We start from the raw sequence: 20,437 nt of genomic DNA, 5'->3' as shown, positions 1-20,437 counted from the left end.
TTTCGACGTTTTTTCGACATTCCTACCTCTCATTTCAAAGATGCAAGTAGGAGGATGACGATGATGGACGAAGGGCGGAACGAGGAGTTCGAAGCCGAGGTCGTTGAAGCGGAGGCTAACGAGATGGAGCAGACCGAGCCCGCCTTGGTGCTCGGCGACGACGATCCGCGCGATGCTGGGCTGCACGAGCGCATCCTCTCGGAGGAGCAGGCCTGGAAGGGCAAGTTCCTCGATGTGCGCAGCGCTCAGGTCGAGCTGCCGAACGGGCGCATCGCTGGTCGCGATCTGGTTCGGCATCCGGGTGCCTCCGCCGTGGTTGCGCTCACCTCAAGCGGCAAGATTGTGCTGGTGCGTCAGTATCGCACGGCGATTGATCGCGTGACGGTTGAGATACCCGCCGGAAAGCTCGATCCGGGCGAGGACCCGATCGAATGCGCAAAGCGCGAGCTGCTTGAAGAAACAGGCTTTAAGGCATCGCGCATTCAGTACCTCACCACGATTGCGACCACGCCCGGCTTTTGCGATGAGGTCATTCACATCTACATGGCCACGGGACTCACGTTTGCCGGCGCGCACCCGGATGACGACGAGTTCGTGAACGTGGACCTGGTGCCGCTTGCGGAGCTCATCGATGCGGTGCTCGACGGCAAGATCGAGGACGCAAAGACCGTCGTGGGCGCGCTCGCCTGCGACGCGATCTCGCATCGGCTGTAGCTGGCCGGCGGCGGGGGAGGGTATTTACACCTGGGCTGGTCCTCGTTCCTGCGGAATCGCCCAGGCGCAAAAACCCTCCCCCGCCACCTGCGTTGACCTGCTCGGCGAGATTGCGGCGCGGGGGAGAGCGCCCGTGGGACGGTCGGGTTTGCTAGAGTGAAGGGTTTGTTGAGGGCTTTGCCTATGTTCAAACGGTTTCTTTCCTATTATGGGCCCGAGAAGGGGCTTTTTATTGCGGACACGCTGTGTGCACTGGTGCTTGCTGGCATTGACTTGGCGTTTCCGAGCATCCTGCGCGGCCTGACCAACGGGCTGTTCACCGAGGGGCAGGCCGCCATTATGGGCGCGCTGGGGTATATCGCCGCTGGCCTCATCATTCTCTACGCGATTCGCTGCGCGTGCCGGTACTTCGTGTCGGCGCAGGGCCACATCATGGGCGCCCGCATGGAGTCGCGTATGCGCGAGGAGCTGTTCGACCAGTACGAGCGATTCAGCTTCGCCTATTTCGACGCCCACAACTCCGGCGACATGATGAGCCGCGTGGTCAACGACCTGTTCGACATCTGCGAGGCGGCGCACCACGTGCCCGAGTGGATCATCATCTGCGGTATCGAGATCATCGGCGCCTTCGTGATCCTCTTCACCATTTCTCCGGTGCTGGCGGGCGCGATGGCACTCATCACCGCCGTGTTCGTTGTGATCATGGTGCGCCAGAACTTCCATATGCGCGCCGTGTTCGCCGACAACCGCCATCGCATTTCCGACGTGAATGCGCAGCTCCAAGACTCGCTCGCCGGGATGCGCGTGGTGAAGTCGTTTGCCAACGAGGAAACGGAGCGCGCCAAGTTCCGCGCCTCCAACGACCGTTATCTCGACTCCAAGGTCGCGCAGTACCACGTGATGGGAAGTTACCAGGCCACCAGCGCGCTCATGACTGGCGTGCTGTACGTGACCATCGTGGTGCTCGGCGGCTATCTGGTGGCTCAGGGGCAGATGACGGCCGTCGACATGGCGACGTTCGCGCTGTACATCTCGCTGTTCGCCACACCCATCGAGACGCTCGTGAACTCCACGGAGAACTTCCAGAAGGCCGCCGCAGGTTTCCACCGCATGGACGAAGTGCTGCAGACAGCCCCCGACATCCAGGATAGGCCCGGTGCTACCGAGCTGCAGGTACGCCAGGGCGCCATCGAGTATCGCGACGTCTGCTTCTCCTACCCCGACGCCGAGATCGGAGAGGACGGCGCCGAGCGCGAGCGACCGGTCATCGACCACATGAGCCTCAGCATTCGCCCGGGCGAGACGATCGCGCTCGTGGGGCCCTCCGGTGGCGGTAAGTCCACCACGTGTTCGCTGCTTCCGCGTTTTTACGATGTGACGTCCGGCTCGATTTCCATTGACGGCCAGGACGTGCGCTCGGTGACGCAAAAGAGCCTGCGCCGCGCCATCGGTTTGGTGCAGCAGGACGTCTATCTGTTCGACGGCACGCTGCGCGAGAACATCGCCTACGGCCGCCCGGGCGCGACGGACAAGGAGATCGAGGACGCGGCGCGTAAAGCGAACATCCATGATTTCATTGCCAGCTTGCCTGAGGGATACGACACGCTGGTGGGAGAGCGCGGCAGTCGCCTTTCCGGAGGCCAGAAGCAGCGCGTGGCCATTGCGCGCGTGTTCCTCAAGAACCCCGCGATCCTAATCTTGGACGAGGCGACCTCTGCCCTCGACAACGAGAGCGAGGAGGCCGTTCAGGAATCTCTCGAGCGCCTTGCTGCCGACCGCACCACGATCATCATCGCGCACCGTCTCTCCACCATTAAAAACGCGGATGAAATCGCGACGGTTGAGCATGGTCGCGTTGTGGAGCGCGGCACGCACGACGAGCTTCTCGCGCGCGGCGGTACGTATGCCCGTTACTATCGGATGCAGTTTGAGGGCACGCGGGCGCGCGACGTGAGGTAGGCGATGAGCAGCAAGCACAATATGACACCCGACGAGGCGGAGGAGCTTTTTTCCGAACTCGATTCCTCTGGCGTACTCGATCCCAATCGAGCAGCAGCGCGCGAGGGGAGGCTCAAGCGTCGGCTGCTCGCGCGACGGACGGCGGGCGAGGCCGCGGAAGCTGAGCGCGATGCCGCCGACCACGAGCGCTCGCAGGCGCGTGCCGGCAAAATCGACCCGCTGTCAGAGCAAGATCCGTCGGGCTCGCAGGTAAGTAAGGCGATTTCCCGCACTGCCATTGCGGTTATCCTGGGCGTATTCGTGTTTGTGATGGGCATGCAGATCGTGTACGGCGTGAGCAGGCGCCTGAACACGGCGAACCTGTCCGAGCGCACCAACGTCGACACGGTCTCGCACGCAATGGAATCGGGCGTGGAGTGGGGTAACGGCTTCACGCAGTTTCCCGACGATTTCACGGTGGATGAGGCGAGCGAGAAGACCGGAGCGGTCGAGGTCTCCGTGGTGGACACGGATTCGCGCAACGAGCTTGAGATTCTGTCGAACTCGCAGATTCAGGCGAGCGCCTTGGCGACCAACGCGCTGCTCAACGATAAGATCAACCGTGTTGTCTACAACGTGTACGCGCTTGTGGATAGCAAAGGCGCGTATCAGCACGATAGCCTGTTCGGCTTTGTTCCCGCGCGTGGAACGCGTCGCGCGATGCTCACGTTTGTGTGGACCAAGTCGCAGTCGAGCACGCCGACGAACATCGACTGGGAGCTCAAGATCATCGGTATGGATGACGACCTTGCCGAGGCTATTCAGGAGCAGGTGAATTCGGTGAGCTCGCTCACGGAGAACCCCGGCGCCACGCAGAGCGAGATCGACGAGGAACTCACCCTGCGCGACAAAGACGCCCTGTTGGCGGAGTAGGGAGCGGGCCGCGGCGTCGGCCGTGCCAGTCCGGTCCGGGGCATTTGGCGTGCCAATTGGGGACGTGCCCCTTTGGCACACCCAGGGGTGCACCGCGGGTGCGGCGCACGCGGGCTTAGCCCAGCAGAGCTGCGACCTTGCCGAGGGTGGGCTCGAAGGAGACGCCGCGCATCTCGAAATCGGGCTGCTCAACGGTCACACGCATGGCGTCGCGGACGAGGTCGCCCGCGAACTCAACGGCCTCGCGCGTGGTACGGCCGGTGTAGATGGCGGCGGTTAGCGCGCTGGCGAACAGGTCACCCGTGCCATGGAGCATGTAGGGGAGAAGCTCACTGGAGACCTCCTCCACGGCGCCGCCGTCGGCTGCGCTCGCGATGTAGTTGCGGATGATGGGCTCGCCCTCGTGCACGACGCCCTTGATGACGACGGTCTTGGCGCCCATGTCGAGTAGGGCGCTGGCGTTTTTCTGCACGAAATCAATGGAGACGTCCTGATCCTCGTAGGGGATGCCCGTGAGGATGGACGCCTCGGTGAGGTTGGGTGTGAGGACGTCGGCGCCGTCGACGAGCGCGGACATGGCCTTGCACAACTCGTCGGTGTAGGTGGGGTACTTCACGCCACCGTCGCCCATGACGGGGTCGACGATGCGCAGGGCGTTCGGGTACTCGCGGTACAGGCGCTGGATGACGGCGACCTGCTCGGCCGAGCCAAGGAAGCCCGAATACACGCCGTCGAGCTCCACGTTCTCCTCGCGCCAGGCGTCGAGGTAGGCCTCGAGCATGTCGGTGGTGTCGTGCATGTGGAAGACGGGGAACTTGGTGTGGGCGCTAAAGAGGGCCGTGGGCACCGGGCAGACGTCGACGCCCGCCGCACTGAGCACGGGGATCGCCACGCCGAGTGAGCACTTGCCGTAACCGCACATGTCGTGCACGGCCGCCACGCGCGGAATGTACGCGCCTTCACGCTGATAGAGTTTGGTCATGATTCAATTCCTTTCCGCGGACTTATGGACCAGCGTACGGCTCAACAGGATAGGTCAATTCCCGATAAGGTACGTAGGAGTTTTACAAATGTTCATCTTGCATTTGGGCTAGATGTGAGTTGGGAAAATCGCGCCATTTACCCTTTTGACCCCTCACCGAATATTCCGCTTGCGACTCGGGGAATTTGCCACGCCTGGCGGCATGAGGGCGTATGATGCAGATATCCGCGCCCGTTTTGGGCGGGCGCCGCACGGTAAGTTGGATTGGGAAAGGTAAGACCATGGCTGATGTGCATGAGCTTCTCGCCACGTGGATCGAGAATGTCACTGATGAAGGGCTTCTCGCCGAGCTGAAGGCGATGAAGGAGGCGGGCGACGAGAGCGCGATCACCGATGCGTTCTTCCAGGACCTCGCATTCGGCACTGCGGGCTTGCGCGGCACGCTGGGGGCCGGCACCAACCGCATGAACATCTACACCGTCGGCCGCGCCACGCAGGGCTTCGCCGACTACCTGGTGAAGAACTTCGAGAACCCCACGGTCGCTATCGCGCGCGATAGCCGCAATAACGGTGAGCTGTTCGTGAAGACCACGGCCGCTATTCTGGCCGCCAACGGCGTGACCTCCTACGTCTACCCCAAGATTTCCCCGGTGCCCACGCTCTCCTGGGCCACCCGCTACCTCGAGTGCTCCGGCGGCATCTGCATGACCGCGAGCCACAACCCCGCCGCCTACAACGGCTACAAGGCCTACGGCCCCGACGGCTGCCAGATCACCTCTGAGGCCGCTGACGCCATCTCCGCCGCCATGAACGCGTGCGACCCGTTCCATGACGTCAAGACCATGGACTTCGACGCCGCCGTCGAGCAGGGCCTGGTCAAGTGGATTGGCGACGAGGTGCTGGACGCCTACTACGACGCCGTGGCCGCCAAGTCCGTGAACAACCTCACGCCCGAGCAGATCGCCAACGCCCCGCTCAAGCTCGTGTACACGCCGCTCAACGGCACGGGTCTGATTCCGGTCACCACCGTCCTCAATAAGGTTGGCGTGACCGACATCACCGTGGTCCCCGAGCAGCGCGACCCGGACGGCGACTTCCCCACCTGTCCGTATCCCAACCCCGAGATCCGCGAGGCCATGCAGAAGGGCATCGATCTGTGCCAGGAGGTCAAACCCGACTTGCTACTCGCGACCGACCCCGACGCCGATCGTGTGGGCGTGGCCTGTGCCGATGGTGACGACTACACGTTGCTGACCGGCAACGAGATGGGCGTCCTGCTGCTCGACTACATCTGCAAGATGCGCGCCGAGCGTGGCGAGGATCTCTCCCGCAAGGTCGCCGTCACCACCATCGTGTCCTCTGCCATGGTTGACGCGCTGGCCGAGGAGTACGGCTTTGAGCTGCGCCGCTGCCTCACCGGCTTCAAGTACATCGGCGACATCATCACCGGTCTGTCCGATGCCGGCGAGGTCGACCGCTTCATCTTTGGCTTCGAGGAGAGCTACGGCTATCTGTCCGGCGACCACGTGCGCGACAAGGACGCCGTCAATGCCTCCATGCTCATCTGCCAGATGGCCCAGTACTACAAACTGCAGGGCCTCAACCTGGTTCAGGCCATGCGCGCGCTGTATGAGAAGTACGGCTACTATCACAACAAGACCGTCTCGCTGAGCTATCCCGGCGCCGACGGCGCCGCCAAGATGACAGGCATCATGAAAGCCCTGCGCGCTGAGGCCCCCTCTGAGATCGCCGGCGCCAAGGTCGAGGCGGTCGTGGACTACGCGAACTGCGTGAATGGCCTGCCCAAGGCCGACGTTATCGAGTTCGACCTCGAGGGCGGCAACAAGGCCATCGTGCGTCCCTCCGGCACCGAGCCCAAGATCAAGCTCTACATCTTTGCCAAGGGTGAGGACGCCGCGGCCGCCGATGCACTCATTGCCGCAATCGAGGAAGATGGCCGCAAGCTGCTGTCCTAGCGCGCAGTGATGTGCAATTAGGGACGGGTGCGTTTTATACATGCGTTTTCGCGCGTGTCCTGGAACTGAAGACGGGCCGCTCGCTTTTGCGGGCGGCCCGTCTTTTGATGTTCGGCTGCGCTTGGGGCGCGTGGCGGGCGGTTGAGACGCGCCGAGCGCGAGTTGGGTGAGGTTTTTCGTATTGATTTTTAATTTCGGTTGGTAGCAGACATGGTTTGCAATGAAAAACGCAGGTCGGACTCAGCTGAAATTACCTTGTACTCGCGGAATTGCAAAATTGATACGAAAAACCTCATCGAACTTGGCGGTCGGCGTGGCCATGCCGACCGCGAGGGGCTGTGAAGCCCGATGATGAGAGCGGGTTGATGGGCGAGCTGATGGACGGAGGGCCGTCGTCCGACAGCTGCCCGTTCGGCAACCGCGCTTTCGACCACCGTCCTTTACCGTATGGAGCTGATGAGGCGCGCTTTGCGGATGCAGGCGGGGATGCGCTTGCTGAGGAGGGTGACGTCCTCGGCGGTGATGTCGCTCGCGAGCGAAAGGCGCAGCGCACCGCGGGCGCGCTGCGCGGGAATCCCCATGGCAGTGAGTACGTGCGAAGGTTCGGTTGAGCCGGTGGAACAGGCAGAACCGGTTGCCGCCGCGACGCCTGCCCGGTCGAGCAGGACCACGAGGAGCTCGCCGTCAACGTCGTCGCAGGTGAAGGATGCGATCGAGGGGAGACGGCCGATTGAGGGAGAGCAGTCTAGGGCCTCTCCGTCGGAGGCACCGCTGGGTTCGCCGGTCGCGCCGTCATCCGTGGCGCGGGAGACTGGTGCATTGCGGTCCGGGAGGGCAGACGCATCGCAGGCCGGGGTGCACGGAGTTTTCGTGCCATCGGCTGAGGTGCATTTGATTGGCGTGCCGGTGAGGGCCATGTCCTCGACCTCGCCGAGAAGGTGGCGAACGAGCTCATCGCGTAAGGATGAGATGCGCAGGATGTCGGACCGGAGCGTTTCGCACGCTTCCTCGAGGGCGGTGACCATGCCCACAATGCCTGCGACGTTCTCGGTACCGGCGCGCTCACCGCGTTCCTGGGCCCCGCCGGTGATGAGCGGTGGAATGGAGAAGCCCTTGCGCAGATAGAGCGCCCCAACGCCACGTGGGCCGTGGAACTTGTGCGCGGAGAGCGAAAGGGCGTCGATGCCCAGTTCTTGCACGTCGACGGGGATGTGCCCCACGGCCTGCACCGCATCGGTGTGGAAGGGAGCACCGTGGGCGTGGGCAACGGCGGCGAGCTCGCGGATGGGTTCGATGGTGCCGACCTCGTTGTTCGCAAGCATGATCGAGACCAAGGCGGTGGCGGGCGGGGTGGCGAGTCCAGGGGCATCGCCGCCCGCGGAGGCAGTGGTGTGCCCGGGAGCCGCGGCGAATCCGGGAGCCTCGATACCGCATGCGGCGGCGCGTTCGTTGGCGGTGAGTGCCTCTTCGAGATCCTCGGCGTGCACGAGCCCCTGGCGATCAACGGGCAGGTGCGTCACCTGGACTCCTTCCCGCTCGAGCGCCTCGCAGCAGTGGAGGATCGCATGGTGCTCGATGGCGCTCGTGACAATCCGAACGGGCGTAGCCGCTCCGTAGAGGTCCCGGTAGCGCTGCACGGCGCCGCGTAGTATCCAGTTGTCCGACTCGGATCCGCCGCTCGTGAAGAAGATGTCCGACGCGTTCGCCGCCCCAAGGAGGCGCGCCATGTCGTTGCGTGCTCCGTCGAGCGCGCTGGCCGTCTCGCGCGCCATGCGATGGATCCCGCTTGGGTTGCCGAACTTCGTGGTCAGGTACGGCATCATCGCCTCAAGCGCACGGGGCGAGAGCGGTGTGGTTGCCGCACTGTCGGCGTACACATAGGGTTCGTTGGCGTTGGTCATGGCGGTCAATGGCGCTATCGAAGAACGAAGAACCAGAACAGGGCGAGGGCGATGGCGGCAAGTATCAAGATGAACAGGAGGAGCTGCACGCGTTTGCGTGCGCGATCATGCCGGGACACGAAGATGGATCGCCCTTTTTTAGGCTGAGAAATATAGCTGCTCGGCTGGCCGAGGCCCTGCTCGCCGCCGCGCCCGCGAACCTGCAGCGTGGGACTGCTCGGCGGGATGTATCCGCCCGTGCGTGCCGTGCCGCCACTCGCCTGGGCGGAACCACCCTTTCCAAGCGATGCCTTGCGTCTGGGTGTGTGCGTCTCGCGATTGCTCGCAGGTGCTCGAGGGTTGTCGACGGGCGGCAGATAGGTGGGGTCGCTGGTTGCGATACCCATGTGCTTGCGACCGGGTCGCTGGTGCGCGCCCTCGGAGACTCCGCGCGGGACTGCCGTTGGGCGCGGTGCGTTCTGCTCGTCCATGTCCACCTCGTGGGATAGCGGGTGTAATACCGCCATTGTATGGTGAATCATGCGGGAGTGCGCCCGTGGTGCCGCTGTTCGTTCCAAAACGCCCCGTTTCACCATACCGCCGCGACCTCAATTGAGGGACAGGCGCTAAATTGAGGCCATGAATGGGATTTGAATGAATGGGATTTGAGTCGCGAAGCCATGTCGTTTCGGCGTGCGCGCAGGCAGAACGCTTTGCGAGCGTATAATTCCCAACGTATGACCGCGCATGGTATCCAGAGGGGAAGCCGCATGTCTCTCGACACCAACCTGTCCGAATTCACCGCGTTCGATTCCGACACCGATCATCCGCACGACGAGTGCGGCGTGTTCGGCGTTTGGGCGCCCGACCGCGACGTCGCCCGTCTCACCTATTTCGGCCTGCGCGCTCTGCAGCACCGCGGCCAGGAATCCGCCGGCATCGCCGTGGGCGATGGCGGAACCGTCATGGTCCGCAAGGACCTGGGCCTGGTGAGCCGCGTTTTCTCCAACGCCGACATTTGCTCGCTGCCCGGTCAACTCGCTGTGGGTCACGTGCGCTACGGCACCGCCGGCGCTAAGAGTTGGGAGGCATCGCAGCCCCACCTTGCCACTATCGGGGAGGTCATCGTCGCCCTTGCCCATAATGGCACCCTTGTCAACACCGACGAGCTGCGCCGTCAGCTCATCGAGCTCGGCGTTCCCTTCAACTCAAATTCCGACTCCGAGGTCGCAGTCAAGCTCATCGGCTACTTCACGCAGGAGACGCATCACCTGCGCGAGGGTATCCGCAAGACGATGGAGCTCATTCGTGGCGGCTACGCCATGGCGCTTATCAACGAGGAGGCACTGTACGCCTTCCGCGATCCGCACGGTGTTCGTCCGCTGGTGCTCGGCCGTCTGACCAGCGACGAGGGCCTCGCCGCCGCCGATGCCGCCGCCGCGGCCTCCGCGCTGCCGAGTGATGCCGCGTCCGCCGAGGACTTGGTGGGCGATGAGGTGCTCGCCTCCACCGCAGGCTGGGTCGTTGCCTCCGAGACCTGCGCGCTCGACATCATTGGCGCCGAGTACGTGCGCGATATCCGTCCCGGCGAGATCTTGCGCATCAGCGCCGAGGGTCTCGTGTCCGAGCAGGGTGTCCCTGCCGCCGAGAAGAGCGCCCACTGCATCTTCGAGCAGGTGTACTTCGCCCGTCCCGATTCCATCGTGGATGGCAAGTCCATCTATGCCTGCCGCTACGATATGGGTCGCAAACTGGCGCTCGAGTGCCCCGTTGAAGCCGACATGGTCATCGGCACGCCCGACTCCGGCCTGCCCTCCGCCGAGGGATACGCCTTCGAGAGCGGCATCCCCTACGGCACCGGCCTTATCAAGAACCGCTACGTTGCCCGCACGTTCATTGAGCCCACGCAGGAGCTGCGAGCCATGGGCGTGCGCCTCAAGCTCAATCCTCTGCGCGATGTGATCGAGGGCAAGCGCATCGTTGTCGTGGACGACTCGATTGTGCGCGGCACCACCATGGTCCAGCTTGTCCGCATGCTGCGCCAGGCGGGCGCCAAGGAGATTCACATCCGCATCAACTGCCCGGAGGACATCTGGCCGTGCTTCTACGGCGTGGACACCGGCGAGCAGAGCCAGCTCATCTCCGCGACCAAGTCGGTCGAGGAGGTCTGCGAGTTCATCGGCGCCGACACGCTCGCATTCTTGTCTGTGGACGCTTTGCTCGAATGCGTACCCAAGGCGGGTTACTGCACCGCTTGCTTCACCGGTGAGTATCCGGTCGCGATTCCCGAGAGCTTCGGTCGCGAGAAGTTCATCAAGGGATACGTGCCGCGCAACCTGACCAAGCCCGAGCTCGTGACCGAGACGTGCGTTGTTGATAAGGCCGAGGACCGCAGCTGGGAAGAGGCGCACGAGGGCTAAGACGAGGCGTGCCGTCGCGTGCCAATTGGGGACGTGTCCCTTTGGCACGCGTCACGCGTAATGCGAATAGAACGGGTGCGCGCGTGTAATGTCGAAAATGACGCGCTTCAATCGCGATTTTTTCGACGTTGCACGCGCGGCCCTGCAACGAGGCGCCCGCGACTGGCCGCATCCGCTCCCAATTGAGGGGTTTGGTCGATGCGGGCTGTGCCCTGCTATCATGCTGTACTAGGAATTCCCTGGGTCGAAAGGAACCTCACATGGCCGAGAGCAAGCACGTTACGTACGAGGACGCCGGCGTCGACACCGCCGAGGGCGGCCGCGCGGTCGATGCGATCAAGCAGATGGTCGCGGAGACCAACCGCCCCGAGGTCATTGGCGGTATCGGCGGCTTTGGCGGCCTATTCTCCGCCGCGGCGCTCAAGGACATGGAGGATCCGATCCTCATCTCCGGCACGGACGGCGTGGGCACCAAGCTCGTGCTCGCCCAGATCCTCGACCGTCACGAGACTGTGGGCCAGGATCTTGTCGCCATGTGCGTGAACGACATCCTCGCCTCCGGCGCCGAGCCCCTGTTCTTCCTCGACTATGTCGCCATCGGCCACATCGAGGCTGAGCACATGGCCAAGATCGTCAAGGGCGTCGCCGATGGCTGCAAGCTCGCAGGCTGCGCGCTCGTGGGCGGCGAGATGGCCGAGCACCCCGGCGTCATGCGTCCGGACGACTACGACCTCGCTGGCTTCACCGTCGGCGTCGTCGACCGCCCCAAGATGATCGATCCAGCCAACGTGCGCGAGGGCGATGTCATCATCGGCTTGCCGTCCACGGGTGTCCACTCCAACGGCTACTCGCTCGTGCGCAAGGTCATCGGCGTCGACGGCATCGTGCCGGGCACGCCCGAGGCAGAGGCCAAGAAGGCTGAGCTCGAGACCATCGAGGTCGCGCCCGGCGTCCTCCTCGCCGACGCGCTGCTGGCTCCCACCCGCATTTACGTCAAGCCCATCCTCGAGCTGCTCCGCGGCGAGGCCGGCAAGCATGTGCACGCCATCGCCCACATCACCGGCGGCGGCATCACCGAGAACCTTAACCGCGCCCTGCCCAAGGACGTTGACGCCCTCGTGCTGCGCGACGGTGCCAAGATGGGTTGGGCCGTCCCGCCGGTCATCACTTACATCTCCGAGCATGCGGAGCTCGCGCCCAACGAGGCCTGCAAGACCTTCAACATGGGCGTCGGCCTGATGCTCATCGTCTCTGCCGAGGATGAGGCCGCAGTCACCGAGGCCCTCGTCGCCATGGGCGAGAAGCCCTTCCGCGTGGGCACCTGCGTTGCGGGCTCCGGCGAGGTGAAGTACGCAGATGAGCAGTAGGGACGAGGCCCAGGCGGCCGCCGACGAGTACCGTCGCCTCATCGAGGAGGCGGCCCTCGCCCCCGAGGCGCTTCCGAGCGACGCGTTTTTTGGCGATGCCGCAGAGCGCGAAGTGGATGCCGGAAATACCGCCGCTTCGCATGCGCGACCCGGTATCAACGAGCTGCAAGACGAACGCGCCGCGCAGGACCAGGCGGACCGTGCCCCGTTGCCCATTGGTGTGCTGCTCTCGGGCTCGGGCACCAACCTCCAGGCGCTTATTGACGCAATCGATGCCGGCGAGCTCAACGCGGAGATCAAGCTCGTGGTGGCGAGTCGTCCTTCCGCGTACGGCCTCAAGCGCGCCGAGGCTGCGGGTATTCAGACCCTCACGCTCTCCAAGGAGACCTATGCCGACCCCATCCAGGCGGATGAAGTCATCGCGCACGAGCTTCTGGCTGCCGGTTGCGAATACGTGATCATGGCGGGCTATATGCGCATGGTGCATGCACCACTGCTCGTCACGTTCCCTGATCGAGTGATCAACATCCACCCCGCCCTACTTCCCAGTTTCCAGGGTGCCCATGGTATCCAGGACGCGTTCGATCGCGGTGTCAAGGTGACGGGCGTTACGGTGCACATTGCCAACGCGGTGTACGATATGGGCCCGATCATCGCCCAGCGTGCGCTCGTGGTCGAGGAGGGCTGGGACGTCGATACCCTCGAAGAGCACATCCACGCCATCGAGCATGTTTTGTATCCCGAGGTGGTGCAAATGCTCGCCGATGGTCGTGTCCACGTGCGGGAGAACCTTACGGTCGAAGTGCGTTAGTCGTGTACGAGAAGCGCGCGCCGGTGTCTTATCCGGCGCGCGTTATTTGCAACTCGCCATGGTCGACCCTTCGAGCTCTCTTCTCGCTTCCTTCTGAAGCACCGCTCTTCCATAAGGTGCGCCGTTTACCGATGTATTCCGTCCGTCTGCCATTTCACATAAATGTGGCGGGAATCAGAAAAATCGGAAGAAAGCCCCTAGAATGCCTTCCTGTCTAGTGGGTTAAACAATTGGGGGGCGAAAGACCCTCAGTGTCAAATGCACATTTGTATATGCATAACAACAAAGCTGGTATCTTTCTGAAAAAACCAATAGAAAATGAATAAAATCGAATAGAAGATGCATAATCCGAGTGGATTTCTCCTTCACGCGCACCAACGTGAATCCGTACAGTGAAGCAATCTATGTTGGGGATGCCCATGGATCGGCAAGGCGTTGGTTGCTGCGGATTGGCGCTCGGACGCCAGCCGGTAAGGTTCCTTGCCGAGACGGGGATACGCAAACGGAAGGGGATGCGTATGAAGAAGCTACGCTGGGGAGGAGTCGTCGCGTGGTGCCTTTCGGCGCTGTGTGCCGCGACGATGCTCCTGCCTGCGCAGAAGGTGTACGCCGCCGAAGGCAACTTGGCGCTGAACAAAAACGCCGTTGCCGACAGCCAAGAGGCCGATTCGGTTAAGGCGAAGAACGCGACCGATGGCGACACGACTTCGAAGTCGTCTCGTTGGGGTAGTGCGGTTGACGCCAGCCATGGCGAGCATTGGATTTACGTTGATCTGGGCAAGGACGAGAAGGTCTCGTCCGCAAAGGTCTACTGGGAGGCCCGCAAGGCCACGGGATTCAAGATCCAGGTCGCGAAGGCCGAAGATGCAAAGGATAACGACTCGACCAAGTGGACTTGGAAGGACGTCTATACGACGACCGAGCGCCCCAAGGACAAGACGAGCGTCATCAATTTCGATACGACGTCTGCGCGCTATGTTCGGCTTCTGATCACCGGCTTCACGGGCAATGACCCGTATGGCGATGCCGTCGATTGGGATGCGGTCTCCATTTACGAGCTCGAGGTATATGCCGACAAGCAGACAGAGACGCCTGATGAGCCGACTACCGAGGCAACCAACCTCGCACTCAAGAAGGCCACCAAGGCCAGCAAGGACTACCACAACAAGAACGGTGCCCGTGCAGTCGATGGCAAGAAGGAGAGCAAGAGCAACGATCGCTGGATGACCGAGACCGCGCCGACCCAGTGGCTGCGCGTTGATCTGGGTAAGGAAGAAACCATCAAGCACTTCAACATCCAGTGGGAAGATGCCTCCAACTACGCAACCAAGTTCGAGGTGTACGTCTCCAACGATGAAAGCGTCTGGAACGCCGAGGGCGACAACTACCAGAGCTGGGGCGCCCCGGTTGTCAATGAGCAGAACAACACTAAGGGTCTCAATGAGATTACCCTGAAGACTCCTGCGACCGGTCGTTACCTCCTACTGCGCGTCACCGGTATGAGCACAGGGTATGGTGTCTCCTGCATGGAGTTCGAGGCATGGAACCAAGTGCCCGCTGCGCCCGAGAAGCAGCCTGCGGACTACCTCAACGACATCAAGGTCGCCGAGGTCACTGCCGACACCAAGACGCTCTCCTATACCCTGCCTGAAGACGTTCCCGAGGGCTACAAGATCAAGTACAACGGCACCGACTACGAGCAGGTCATCGATCTGAATGGCACCATCTACCGTCCGATCTCCGACGTGACCGTCAAGGCCTCCTTCAAGATCGAGAACACCAAGGACAACACGGACTACGCGTTCAAGGAGTTCGACGTCAAGGTCCCCGGCAGCATGACCGCCAAGGCCGAGGCTAATGCCGCGCCGCAGATTCTGCCTGAGCTCCGCGAGTGGGTTGGTGGCGAGGGACAGTTCGCCGCATCTGCCGCCAAGCGCGTAGTGTACGGTCAGGACTCGCTCAAGGTCATGGCCGAGGACTTTGCCGCGGATTTCCAAATCATCACGGGCGTTAAGCTCGAGGTGGTCCAGGGCACCGCAGCCCAAGCTGGCGACATCTTCTTCACGCTCGGCGCCGACAAGGTTCAGGGCCTCAAGGATGAGGGCTACCTGCTCGAGGCGAGCGCCAACAGCATCACCGTCAAGGCCGAGGCCGTGGCGGGCGCCAACTGGGGCGGCAAGACCATCCTCCAGGGCATGAAGACGGGCAACTCCACCTTCCCGGTGGGCACCACCCGCGACTACCCCCTCTACAAGGTGCGCGGTCTCATCCTCGACGTGGGTCGAAAGACCTTCACGCTCGACTGGCTCAAGCAGATGACCGAGCAGATGGCATGGTTCAAGCTGAACGACTTCCAGATTCACCTGAACGACAACTATATTCCGCTCGAGGAGTACACCAAAGCGGGGAAGGATGTCTTCCAGGCGTACTCTGGCTTCCGTCTTGAGTCCGACATCAAGAAGGGCGGCAACGACGGCAAGAACCAGGCCGACCTCACCTCCACCGACGTGTGGTACACCAAGGCCGACTTCAAGGAGTACATCGAGCACTCCAAGGCGCTTGGCGTGAACATCATTCCCGAGATCGATACCCCGGCGCATTCGCTGGCGCTGACCAAGGTGCGTCCCGACCTGCGTCACGGCACCGATGGACGCCAGAACGACCATCTCAATCTCACTACGCTGTATAACGATAGCCTCAAGTTCGTCCAGAGCATCTTTGACGAGTACGTGAAGGGTGGCGAAAATGCCGTTTTCGCCGGCTCAGATGTCATTCATATTGGCGCGGATGAGTACAGTGCCGACGGCAACGCATACCGCACGTTCGTGAACGATATGTTCAAGTATGCCGAAGGGAACGGAAAGACTGCTCGTGTGTGGGGTTCCCTCACGAGCATCAAGGGTACAGTTAATGTCAGCGGCATCTCCGAGTCTGGCCAGCGCCGCCAGATGAATCTTTGGAACCCTGGTTGGGCCGATCTTAAGCAGATGTACGATTTGGGCTTCGAGCTTATCGACTGTCAGGACGGTGTCTTCTACGTCGTTCCGAATGCAACGTACTACTACGACTACCTGGGCGATGCTGCTTACACCGACGGACTGAACAGCATTAGTGGGTACTCTGTTCCCGCTGGCGATCCGCAGATGATCGGTGGTGCATTTGCCGTCTGGAACGACATGTGCGACAACCAGGAAAACGGCATGTCCGAGTATGACATCTATGACCGCATCAACCGCTCCGCTGGTCTGTTCGGTGCCAACAGTTGGGGCAAGAGCGGCTCGATTGATACCGCTGCCGCCAAGGAGATCGTTGCCAAGCTCGGTGACGCCCCCGGTAGCAACTTTGGTTACGACGTCGCAACTACCGAGGATGGCACCATCGCTCAGTGGAACATGGACGACTTGTCGGACGCCTCTGGCCTGAAACGCGACCTTGTCGAGGGCGAGAACGCCAAGATTGAGAAGGTTGACGGCCGCAGTGCCCTCAAGCTCAACGGCGGCGAATCCTACGTGTCCGTCAAGGACGACGCCCTTACCACCCTCGGTTTGGGCAGCGATCTGCGCGTGAAAGTTAAGCGTACGAGCGCGTCGACTGACGAGCAGGTTCTGTTCGAGTCCGAGTACGGTGCTATCAAGGCGGTTCAGAAGGACACCGGCAAGGTCGGCATCACCCGCGAGAACCGCGATTACTCCTTCAACTACACCCTGCCGGTCGACGAGTGGGTTGAGCTTGAGTTCAAGAACGAGTTCGAAGTCACTACGCTGTATGTCAACGGCGAGAAAGTAGAGACTATCGGCTCGACCGGTAACGGTAGCCGCGGCAAGCTCAAGGCCACGTGCATGCTCCCGGTCAATACGCTGGGCTCTGCCACGAACGCCTTTGAGGGCTATGTGGACGATGTACGCGTGACCGAAGCCTCCGAAGAGCCGCTTGCTTCGACAATGCCTCTCGACTACGCGGTCATCACCGCTGAGAAGGTTCTTGCCGAGCAGGACGTCCCCGGGCTGCGCGCACTTCTTGAGCAGGCATATGCCCTGTTCCTGAACGCCAATCCGGCCAAGGCAGACATTGACAACCTGGTTGCGCAGATCAACGCTCTGCTAACCGACCAGGACGGCAAGCCTTCCTACGAGGCTGCCGACTACTGTCGCCTTGACGCCTACGCGCAGCTTCAGCTTGACGGTGACGCCGCAGCACTGTTGAACGAGCTCTTTACCGACGCGTCTGTTGCGCGCGTTCAGGCCGCATGGGCTCAAGTCCGCGAGAACCTGCCTGCGGGCATGCAGTCCACGGTCGATTCGTATGAGAGTGCCATCGTGAGCGCGCTTGACGCGCTCGAGCTCAAGACGGGAGGCGACCTCACGCTTGTTGATCAGGGCAAGCTTGCAGCAACCGCCAACTCGGAGCAGACTGAAGGAGAAAACGGTAAGGCCTCAAATGTTCTCGATGGCAACCTTGGTACGTACTGGCACAGCATGTACAGCCCCAGCAAGCCCAGTGGCCCACATAGCATTACTCTGACCAGCAAAGAGGACGTCATGACGCTTGGCGGACTGGTGTACACCGCTCGCAGCGGCCACGGTAACGGTACGGTTCTCAAGTATACGGTTATGGCATCAGAAGCTGGCACTGACGAATCGATGGTTGAGGTGGCTAAGGGTTCTTTGAAGGATGCCGATGGTGCGCAAACCATCACCTTCGATAAGCCTGTCAGGGCAAAGGCGATCAAGCTCGTTGTCGATGAGGGCAAGGGCGGCTTTGGCAGCGCCGCCGAGCTCAATCTGATCAACGCCGATGTAAAGCCCGACTACACGACCCTGCAGACGCTGGTTGACGCCGCGAAGGCCATTCAGAAGGACGGTTCGTGCGAGCACGATGCCTTCACGGCCGAGACATGGGATGCCTTGCAGGCCAAGATCGCCGAGGCCGAGAAGGTCATTGCCGATCAGAGCGGCGACGTCAACTCCGTCTTCGCACTCAAGGGCGAGCTCGCTCAGGCAATTGAGTCTCTGCGTCTTGACGAGAAGACAGCCGATCCCGACGAGGACGAGTTCACCGTCACCTTCGACGATCGCATTCCCGGACATGAGGATCGTGTAATCGTGGTCAAGAGGGGTGACAAGGTCCCCGTTCAGCCCATGCCCGAGCTTGCCGGATATCTGTTCGACGGCTGGTTCACCGATGGCTATAAGGGCGGTTGGAAGAACAAGTGGGACTTCGACACGCCGGTCACGAGCGACCTTATGCTCACGGCCAAGTGGGTCGAGGACGGGGATGCTCCCGTTGCTCCCGAGACGCCCGATGATCCTTCCGATGAGCCTGGCGCGAACAAGCCCAACGGCGGACTGCCGACCACCGGAGACAATTCCATGCTCCTGGTGGTGGGTGTGGGCGCAGCTGCCGTCATCGCAGTTGCGGCAGGTGCGGTCATGATTGCCCACAGCCGCAAGACGCGCTAGCGTCGTCCCCCGCACTCCCTTGGTGGCACGGGGCTCTCTGCGCATGCGGAGGGCCCCGTGCCTTGTGTGCTGAGGGCCCCGTAAAGGGAAGTGTGTGGGAATGCTCGAATACCATCCGCATCTAAAAGTGCGTGTGAGACAATAACCAAATGTGTGAACACGGGACTCGTCGCCCAAGCGACGAACCATACAGAGCTACGAAAGAAGACCTCAAATGGCAGTGAGTAAACGAAGCGCCAAGATCAAGCGCGACCCGGTGCCCGAGGCGGCGCCAAGCAAAAAGCAGGTGAAGCAGGCGCGCAAGGAAAAGCTTTCCAAAGCAGGCAAGATTGTGCTCGTGGTGATTGGCATCGCCGCCATGTTGCTTTCCGTGAGTGCGATGGCGTGTTCCGGCGTGCTCAACCAGGTGCAGAGCCAGGAGGACTATAAGCTCACGGGTGGCGTCGCGGCAACCGTGAACGGCGTCAACATTAAGGAAGACACCGTCACCGAGCAGATCATGAGCCTGCGCCAGAGCTCGTATGAGAGCGATGAAGACTGGGCGACGTACTTGTCTCAACAGGGGCTTACGCCCGAGAGCTATCGCGAGAACGTCATCGATTCCATCGCCCGCCAGTACCTGCTCACGCAGGCGGAGAAGGAGTACGACATCACCGTCTCCCAAGATGACCTTGACGAGGCCTGGGACGAGGCGGTTGAAAACTACGGCGGCGACGAGGACACCTTTGTTGATATGATTACCCAGTTCGGGTTCACCAAAGAGACCTACCAGGAGAACACCAAGAGCTCGCTCGCTCAAGAGAAGCTGCGTGAGAAGGTCGCATCTGTCGAGGACCCCACCGACGACCAGATCGTCTCCTACATCAATGAGAATCTCGACACCTACAACGATGCCCGTCGTTCGTCCCACATCCTGTTCAAGGTCGCCGACGATGCAACTGATGAAGAGAGCGCTGAGGTTGAGGCCAAGGCTCAGGAGGTGCTTGACAAGCTGAACGCCGGCGAGGTCGAGTTCGCCGATGCGGCGAAAGAGTACTCCGAGGACTCATCCGCCGATGACGGTGGCGACGTGGGCTGGGATAAGCTCACCACCTTTGTGACCGAGTATCAGGATGCGCTCAGCGCGCTCTCCACGGGGCAGATGAGCGGTCTGGTAAAGACGACCTACGGGTACCACATCATCCTGTGCACCGATCAGTTCAACGTCGAGAGCGTTTCTTCCGCTGACGAGATCCCCGAGGCTATCCGTGATGCGATTTCGAGCAAGATCAAGACCGAGGAGGAGAGTGCGAAGTACTCCACGTGGCTGAATGATTACATTGACAAGGCCGACATCAAGATTAACGAGATGCCCGAGGATGCTCCGTATAACGTCGATATGAGCAAGGCGAAAGCGGACGAGGACACGGATTCCGAGGAGTAGGGGATAGTAATGACGTACGAAGAGCTTCATGCCGAGATGGTCGCCGCTATGAAGGCGAAGGATAAGGTTCGTTTGGGCGTCACCCGTCTGGTGCTGGGCGAGCTCAAGAACGCCGCATCGCGCGGCGGGGCGCATGAGATCACCGAGGAGGAGACGACCGCCCAGATCAAGCGCACGCTCAAGCAGACCAACGAGACACTCGAGATGTCTGAGAAGGCGGGCAACAACTCCGAGCGCACCGAGAACCTTCGCGAGCAGGTGGCCGTGCTCGAGAGCCTGCTGCCCGCTCAGGTGTCCGGCGACGAGCTCGCGGCCCTGATTGACCAGGTTATCGCCGAGATCGGCGCGGAGTCCAAGAAGGATATGGGTCGTGTGATGGGTGCGCTTACCAAGGCGACGAACGGGAACTTTGACAAGTCCGCCGCCGCGCAGATGGTGGGAGCCCGCCTGGCATAGCGCGTGTAAAAAGGGCACGTGCAAATGAACTGCCTCCCATTTCTTGGACTGGAAAATAAAGTCCTCGAGATGGGAGGT

13 protein-coding genes are annotated in these 20,437 nt (G+C 61.7%); 10 read left to right on the top strand and 3 right to left on the bottom strand.

Annotated elements, in window-relative coordinates:
• The first annotated feature begins 63 nt into the window (after window positions 1-63).
• From Q5Q88_RS04275 to Q5Q88_RS04265, 3 genes are all read left to right on the top strand, one after another.
• Window positions 64-714 (top strand): NUDIX domain-containing protein, encoded by a 651-nt coding sequence (locus Q5Q88_RS04275; protein WP_118652635.1) that lies wholly within the window; start codon window positions 64-66, stop codon window positions 712-714.
• Between the two features lie 183 nt (window positions 715-897).
• The gene (locus tag Q5Q88_RS04270) at window positions 898-2,673 is read left to right on the top strand and encodes an ABC transporter ATP-binding protein (protein WP_118652154.1); all 1,776 of its coding nucleotides are present in this window, start codon (window positions 898-900) and stop codon (window positions 2,671-2,673) included.
• Between the two features lie 3 nt (window positions 2,674-2,676).
• The gene (locus Q5Q88_RS04265; protein WP_118652156.1) at window positions 2,677-3,585 is read left to right on the top strand and encodes a hypothetical protein; all 909 of its coding nucleotides are present in this window, start codon (window positions 2,677-2,679) and stop codon (window positions 3,583-3,585) included.
• A 115-nt stretch (window positions 3,586-3,700) separates the two neighbouring features.
• Here the strand turns inward: Q5Q88_RS04265 and Q5Q88_RS04260 are convergent, their stop codons facing one another.
• The gene (locus Q5Q88_RS04260; RefSeq protein ID WP_302741943.1) at window positions 3,701-4,567 is read right to left on the bottom strand and encodes a pyridoxamine kinase; all 867 of its coding nucleotides are present in this window, start codon (window positions 4,565-4,567) and stop codon (window positions 3,701-3,703) included.
• Window positions 4,568-4,848: 281 nt separating this feature from the next.
• Here Q5Q88_RS04260 and Q5Q88_RS04255 point away from each other — a divergent pair, with 281 nt between their 5' ends.
• Window positions 4,849-6,543 (top strand): phospho-sugar mutase, encoded by a 1,695-nt coding sequence (locus Q5Q88_RS04255; RefSeq protein WP_118652162.1) that lies wholly within the window; start codon window positions 4,849-4,851, stop codon window positions 6,541-6,543.
• A gap of 440 nt (window positions 6,544-6,983) precedes the next feature.
• On the opposite strand, the gene Q5Q88_RS04250 is transcribed toward Q5Q88_RS04255, so the two are convergent.
• Together Q5Q88_RS04250 and Q5Q88_RS04245 are read right to left on the bottom strand one after the other, a co-directional pair.
• Window positions 6,984-8,444, bottom strand: coding sequence for a cysteine desulfurase family protein (locus tag Q5Q88_RS04250; protein WP_294123370.1), 1,461 nt, complete (start codon window positions 8,442-8,444; stop codon window positions 6,984-6,986).
• Between the two features lie 14 nt (window positions 8,445-8,458).
• A complete protein-coding gene (locus Q5Q88_RS04245) occupies window positions 8,459-8,914 on the bottom strand; it encodes a hypothetical protein (protein WP_302741940.1) in 456 nt (151 codons plus the stop codon).
• Window positions 8,915-9,193: 279 nt separating this feature from the next.
• On the opposite strand from Q5Q88_RS04245, the gene Q5Q88_RS04240 reads away from it, so the two are divergent.
• The 6 genes from Q5Q88_RS04240 (at window position 9,194) to Q5Q88_RS04215 (ending at window position 20,359) form a co-directional block, all read left to right on the top strand.
• The gene (locus tag Q5Q88_RS04240; RefSeq protein WP_118652171.1) at window positions 9,194-10,843 is read left to right on the top strand and encodes an amidophosphoribosyltransferase; all 1,650 of its coding nucleotides are present in this window, start codon (window positions 9,194-9,196) and stop codon (window positions 10,841-10,843) included.
• Window positions 10,844-11,103: 260 nt separating this feature from the next.
• Window positions 11,104-12,210: a phosphoribosylformylglycinamidine cyclo-ligase gene (gene purM / locus Q5Q88_RS04235; protein ID WP_302741937.1), complete on the top strand. Its 1,107-nt coding sequence runs from the start codon at window positions 11,104-11,106 to the stop codon at window positions 12,208-12,210.
• Between the two features lie 154 nt (window positions 12,211-12,364).
• Entirely contained in the window at window positions 12,365-13,021 is a 657-nt protein-coding gene (purN, locus tag Q5Q88_RS04230) for a phosphoribosylglycinamide formyltransferase (protein ID WP_233546015.1), read from the top strand.
• 518 nt (window positions 13,022-13,539) lie between these two features.
• A complete protein-coding gene (locus Q5Q88_RS04225; protein WP_302741935.1) occupies window positions 13,540-18,480 on the top strand; it encodes a discoidin domain-containing protein in 4,941 nt (1,646 codons plus the stop codon).
• A 214-nt stretch (window positions 18,481-18,694) separates the two neighbouring features.
• Window positions 18,695-19,903 carry a peptidylprolyl isomerase gene (locus tag Q5Q88_RS04220; protein ID WP_294123362.1) on the top strand — a complete coding sequence of 403 codons (1,209 nt, stop codon included), beginning with the start codon at window positions 18,695-18,697 and terminating at the stop codon, window positions 19,901-19,903.
• Window positions 19,904-19,912: 9 nt separating this feature from the next.
• Window positions 19,913-20,359, top strand: a complete 447-nt coding sequence (locus Q5Q88_RS04215; RefSeq protein ID WP_302741933.1) for a GatB/YqeY domain-containing protein — start codon at window positions 19,913-19,915, stop codon at window positions 20,357-20,359.
• Window positions 20,360-20,437: the final 78 nt, after the last annotated feature.

It is taken from the genome of uncultured Collinsella sp. (assembly GCF_959026545.1).
In the GTDB taxonomy this organism is placed as follows: domain Bacteria; phylum Actinomycetota; class Coriobacteriia; order Coriobacteriales; family Coriobacteriaceae; genus Collinsella.
This window is presented reverse-complemented; position numbering and strand designations above follow the sequence as displayed.

What these genes read in the sequence shown, in the direction of transcription:
- Q5Q88_RS04275 (WP_118652635.1), top strand. Translation starts at nt 64, where the DNA reads ATGGACGAAGGGCGGAACGAGGAGTTCGAAGCCGAGGTCGTTGAAGCG.
- Q5Q88_RS04270 (WP_118652154.1), top strand. Translation starts at nt 898, where the DNA reads ATGTTCAAACGGTTTCTTTCCTATTATGGGCCCGAGAAGGGGCTTTTT.
- Q5Q88_RS04265 (WP_118652156.1), top strand. Translation starts at nt 2,677, where the DNA reads ATGAGCAGCAAGCACAATATGACACCCGACGAGGCGGAGGAGCTTTTT.
- Q5Q88_RS04260 (WP_302741943.1), bottom strand. Translation starts at nt 4,567, where the DNA reads ATGACCAAACTCTATCAGCGTGAAGGCGCGTACATTCCGCGCGTGGCG.
- Q5Q88_RS04255 (WP_118652162.1), top strand. Translation starts at nt 4,849, where the DNA reads ATGGCTGATGTGCATGAGCTTCTCGCCACGTGGATCGAGAATGTCACT.
- Q5Q88_RS04250 (WP_294123370.1), bottom strand. Translation starts at nt 8,444, where the DNA reads ATGACCAACGCCAACGAACCCTATGTGTACGCCGACAGTGCGGCAACC.
- Q5Q88_RS04245 (WP_302741940.1), bottom strand. Translation starts at nt 8,914, where the DNA reads ATGGACGAGCAGAACGCACCGCGCCCAACGGCAGTCCCGCGCGGAGTC.
- Q5Q88_RS04240 (WP_118652171.1), top strand. Translation starts at nt 9,194, where the DNA reads ATGTCTCTCGACACCAACCTGTCCGAATTCACCGCGTTCGATTCCGAC.
- purM (WP_302741937.1), top strand. Translation starts at nt 11,104, where the DNA reads ATGGCCGAGAGCAAGCACGTTACGTACGAGGACGCCGGCGTCGACACC.
- Q5Q88_RS04225 (WP_302741935.1), top strand. Translation starts at nt 13,540, where the DNA reads ATGAAGAAGCTACGCTGGGGAGGAGTCGTCGCGTGGTGCCTTTCGGCG.
- Q5Q88_RS04220 (WP_294123362.1), top strand. Translation starts at nt 18,695, where the DNA reads ATGGCAGTGAGTAAACGAAGCGCCAAGATCAAGCGCGACCCGGTGCCC.
- Q5Q88_RS04215 (WP_302741933.1), top strand. Translation starts at nt 19,913, where the DNA reads ATGACGTACGAAGAGCTTCATGCCGAGATGGTCGCCGCTATGAAGGCG.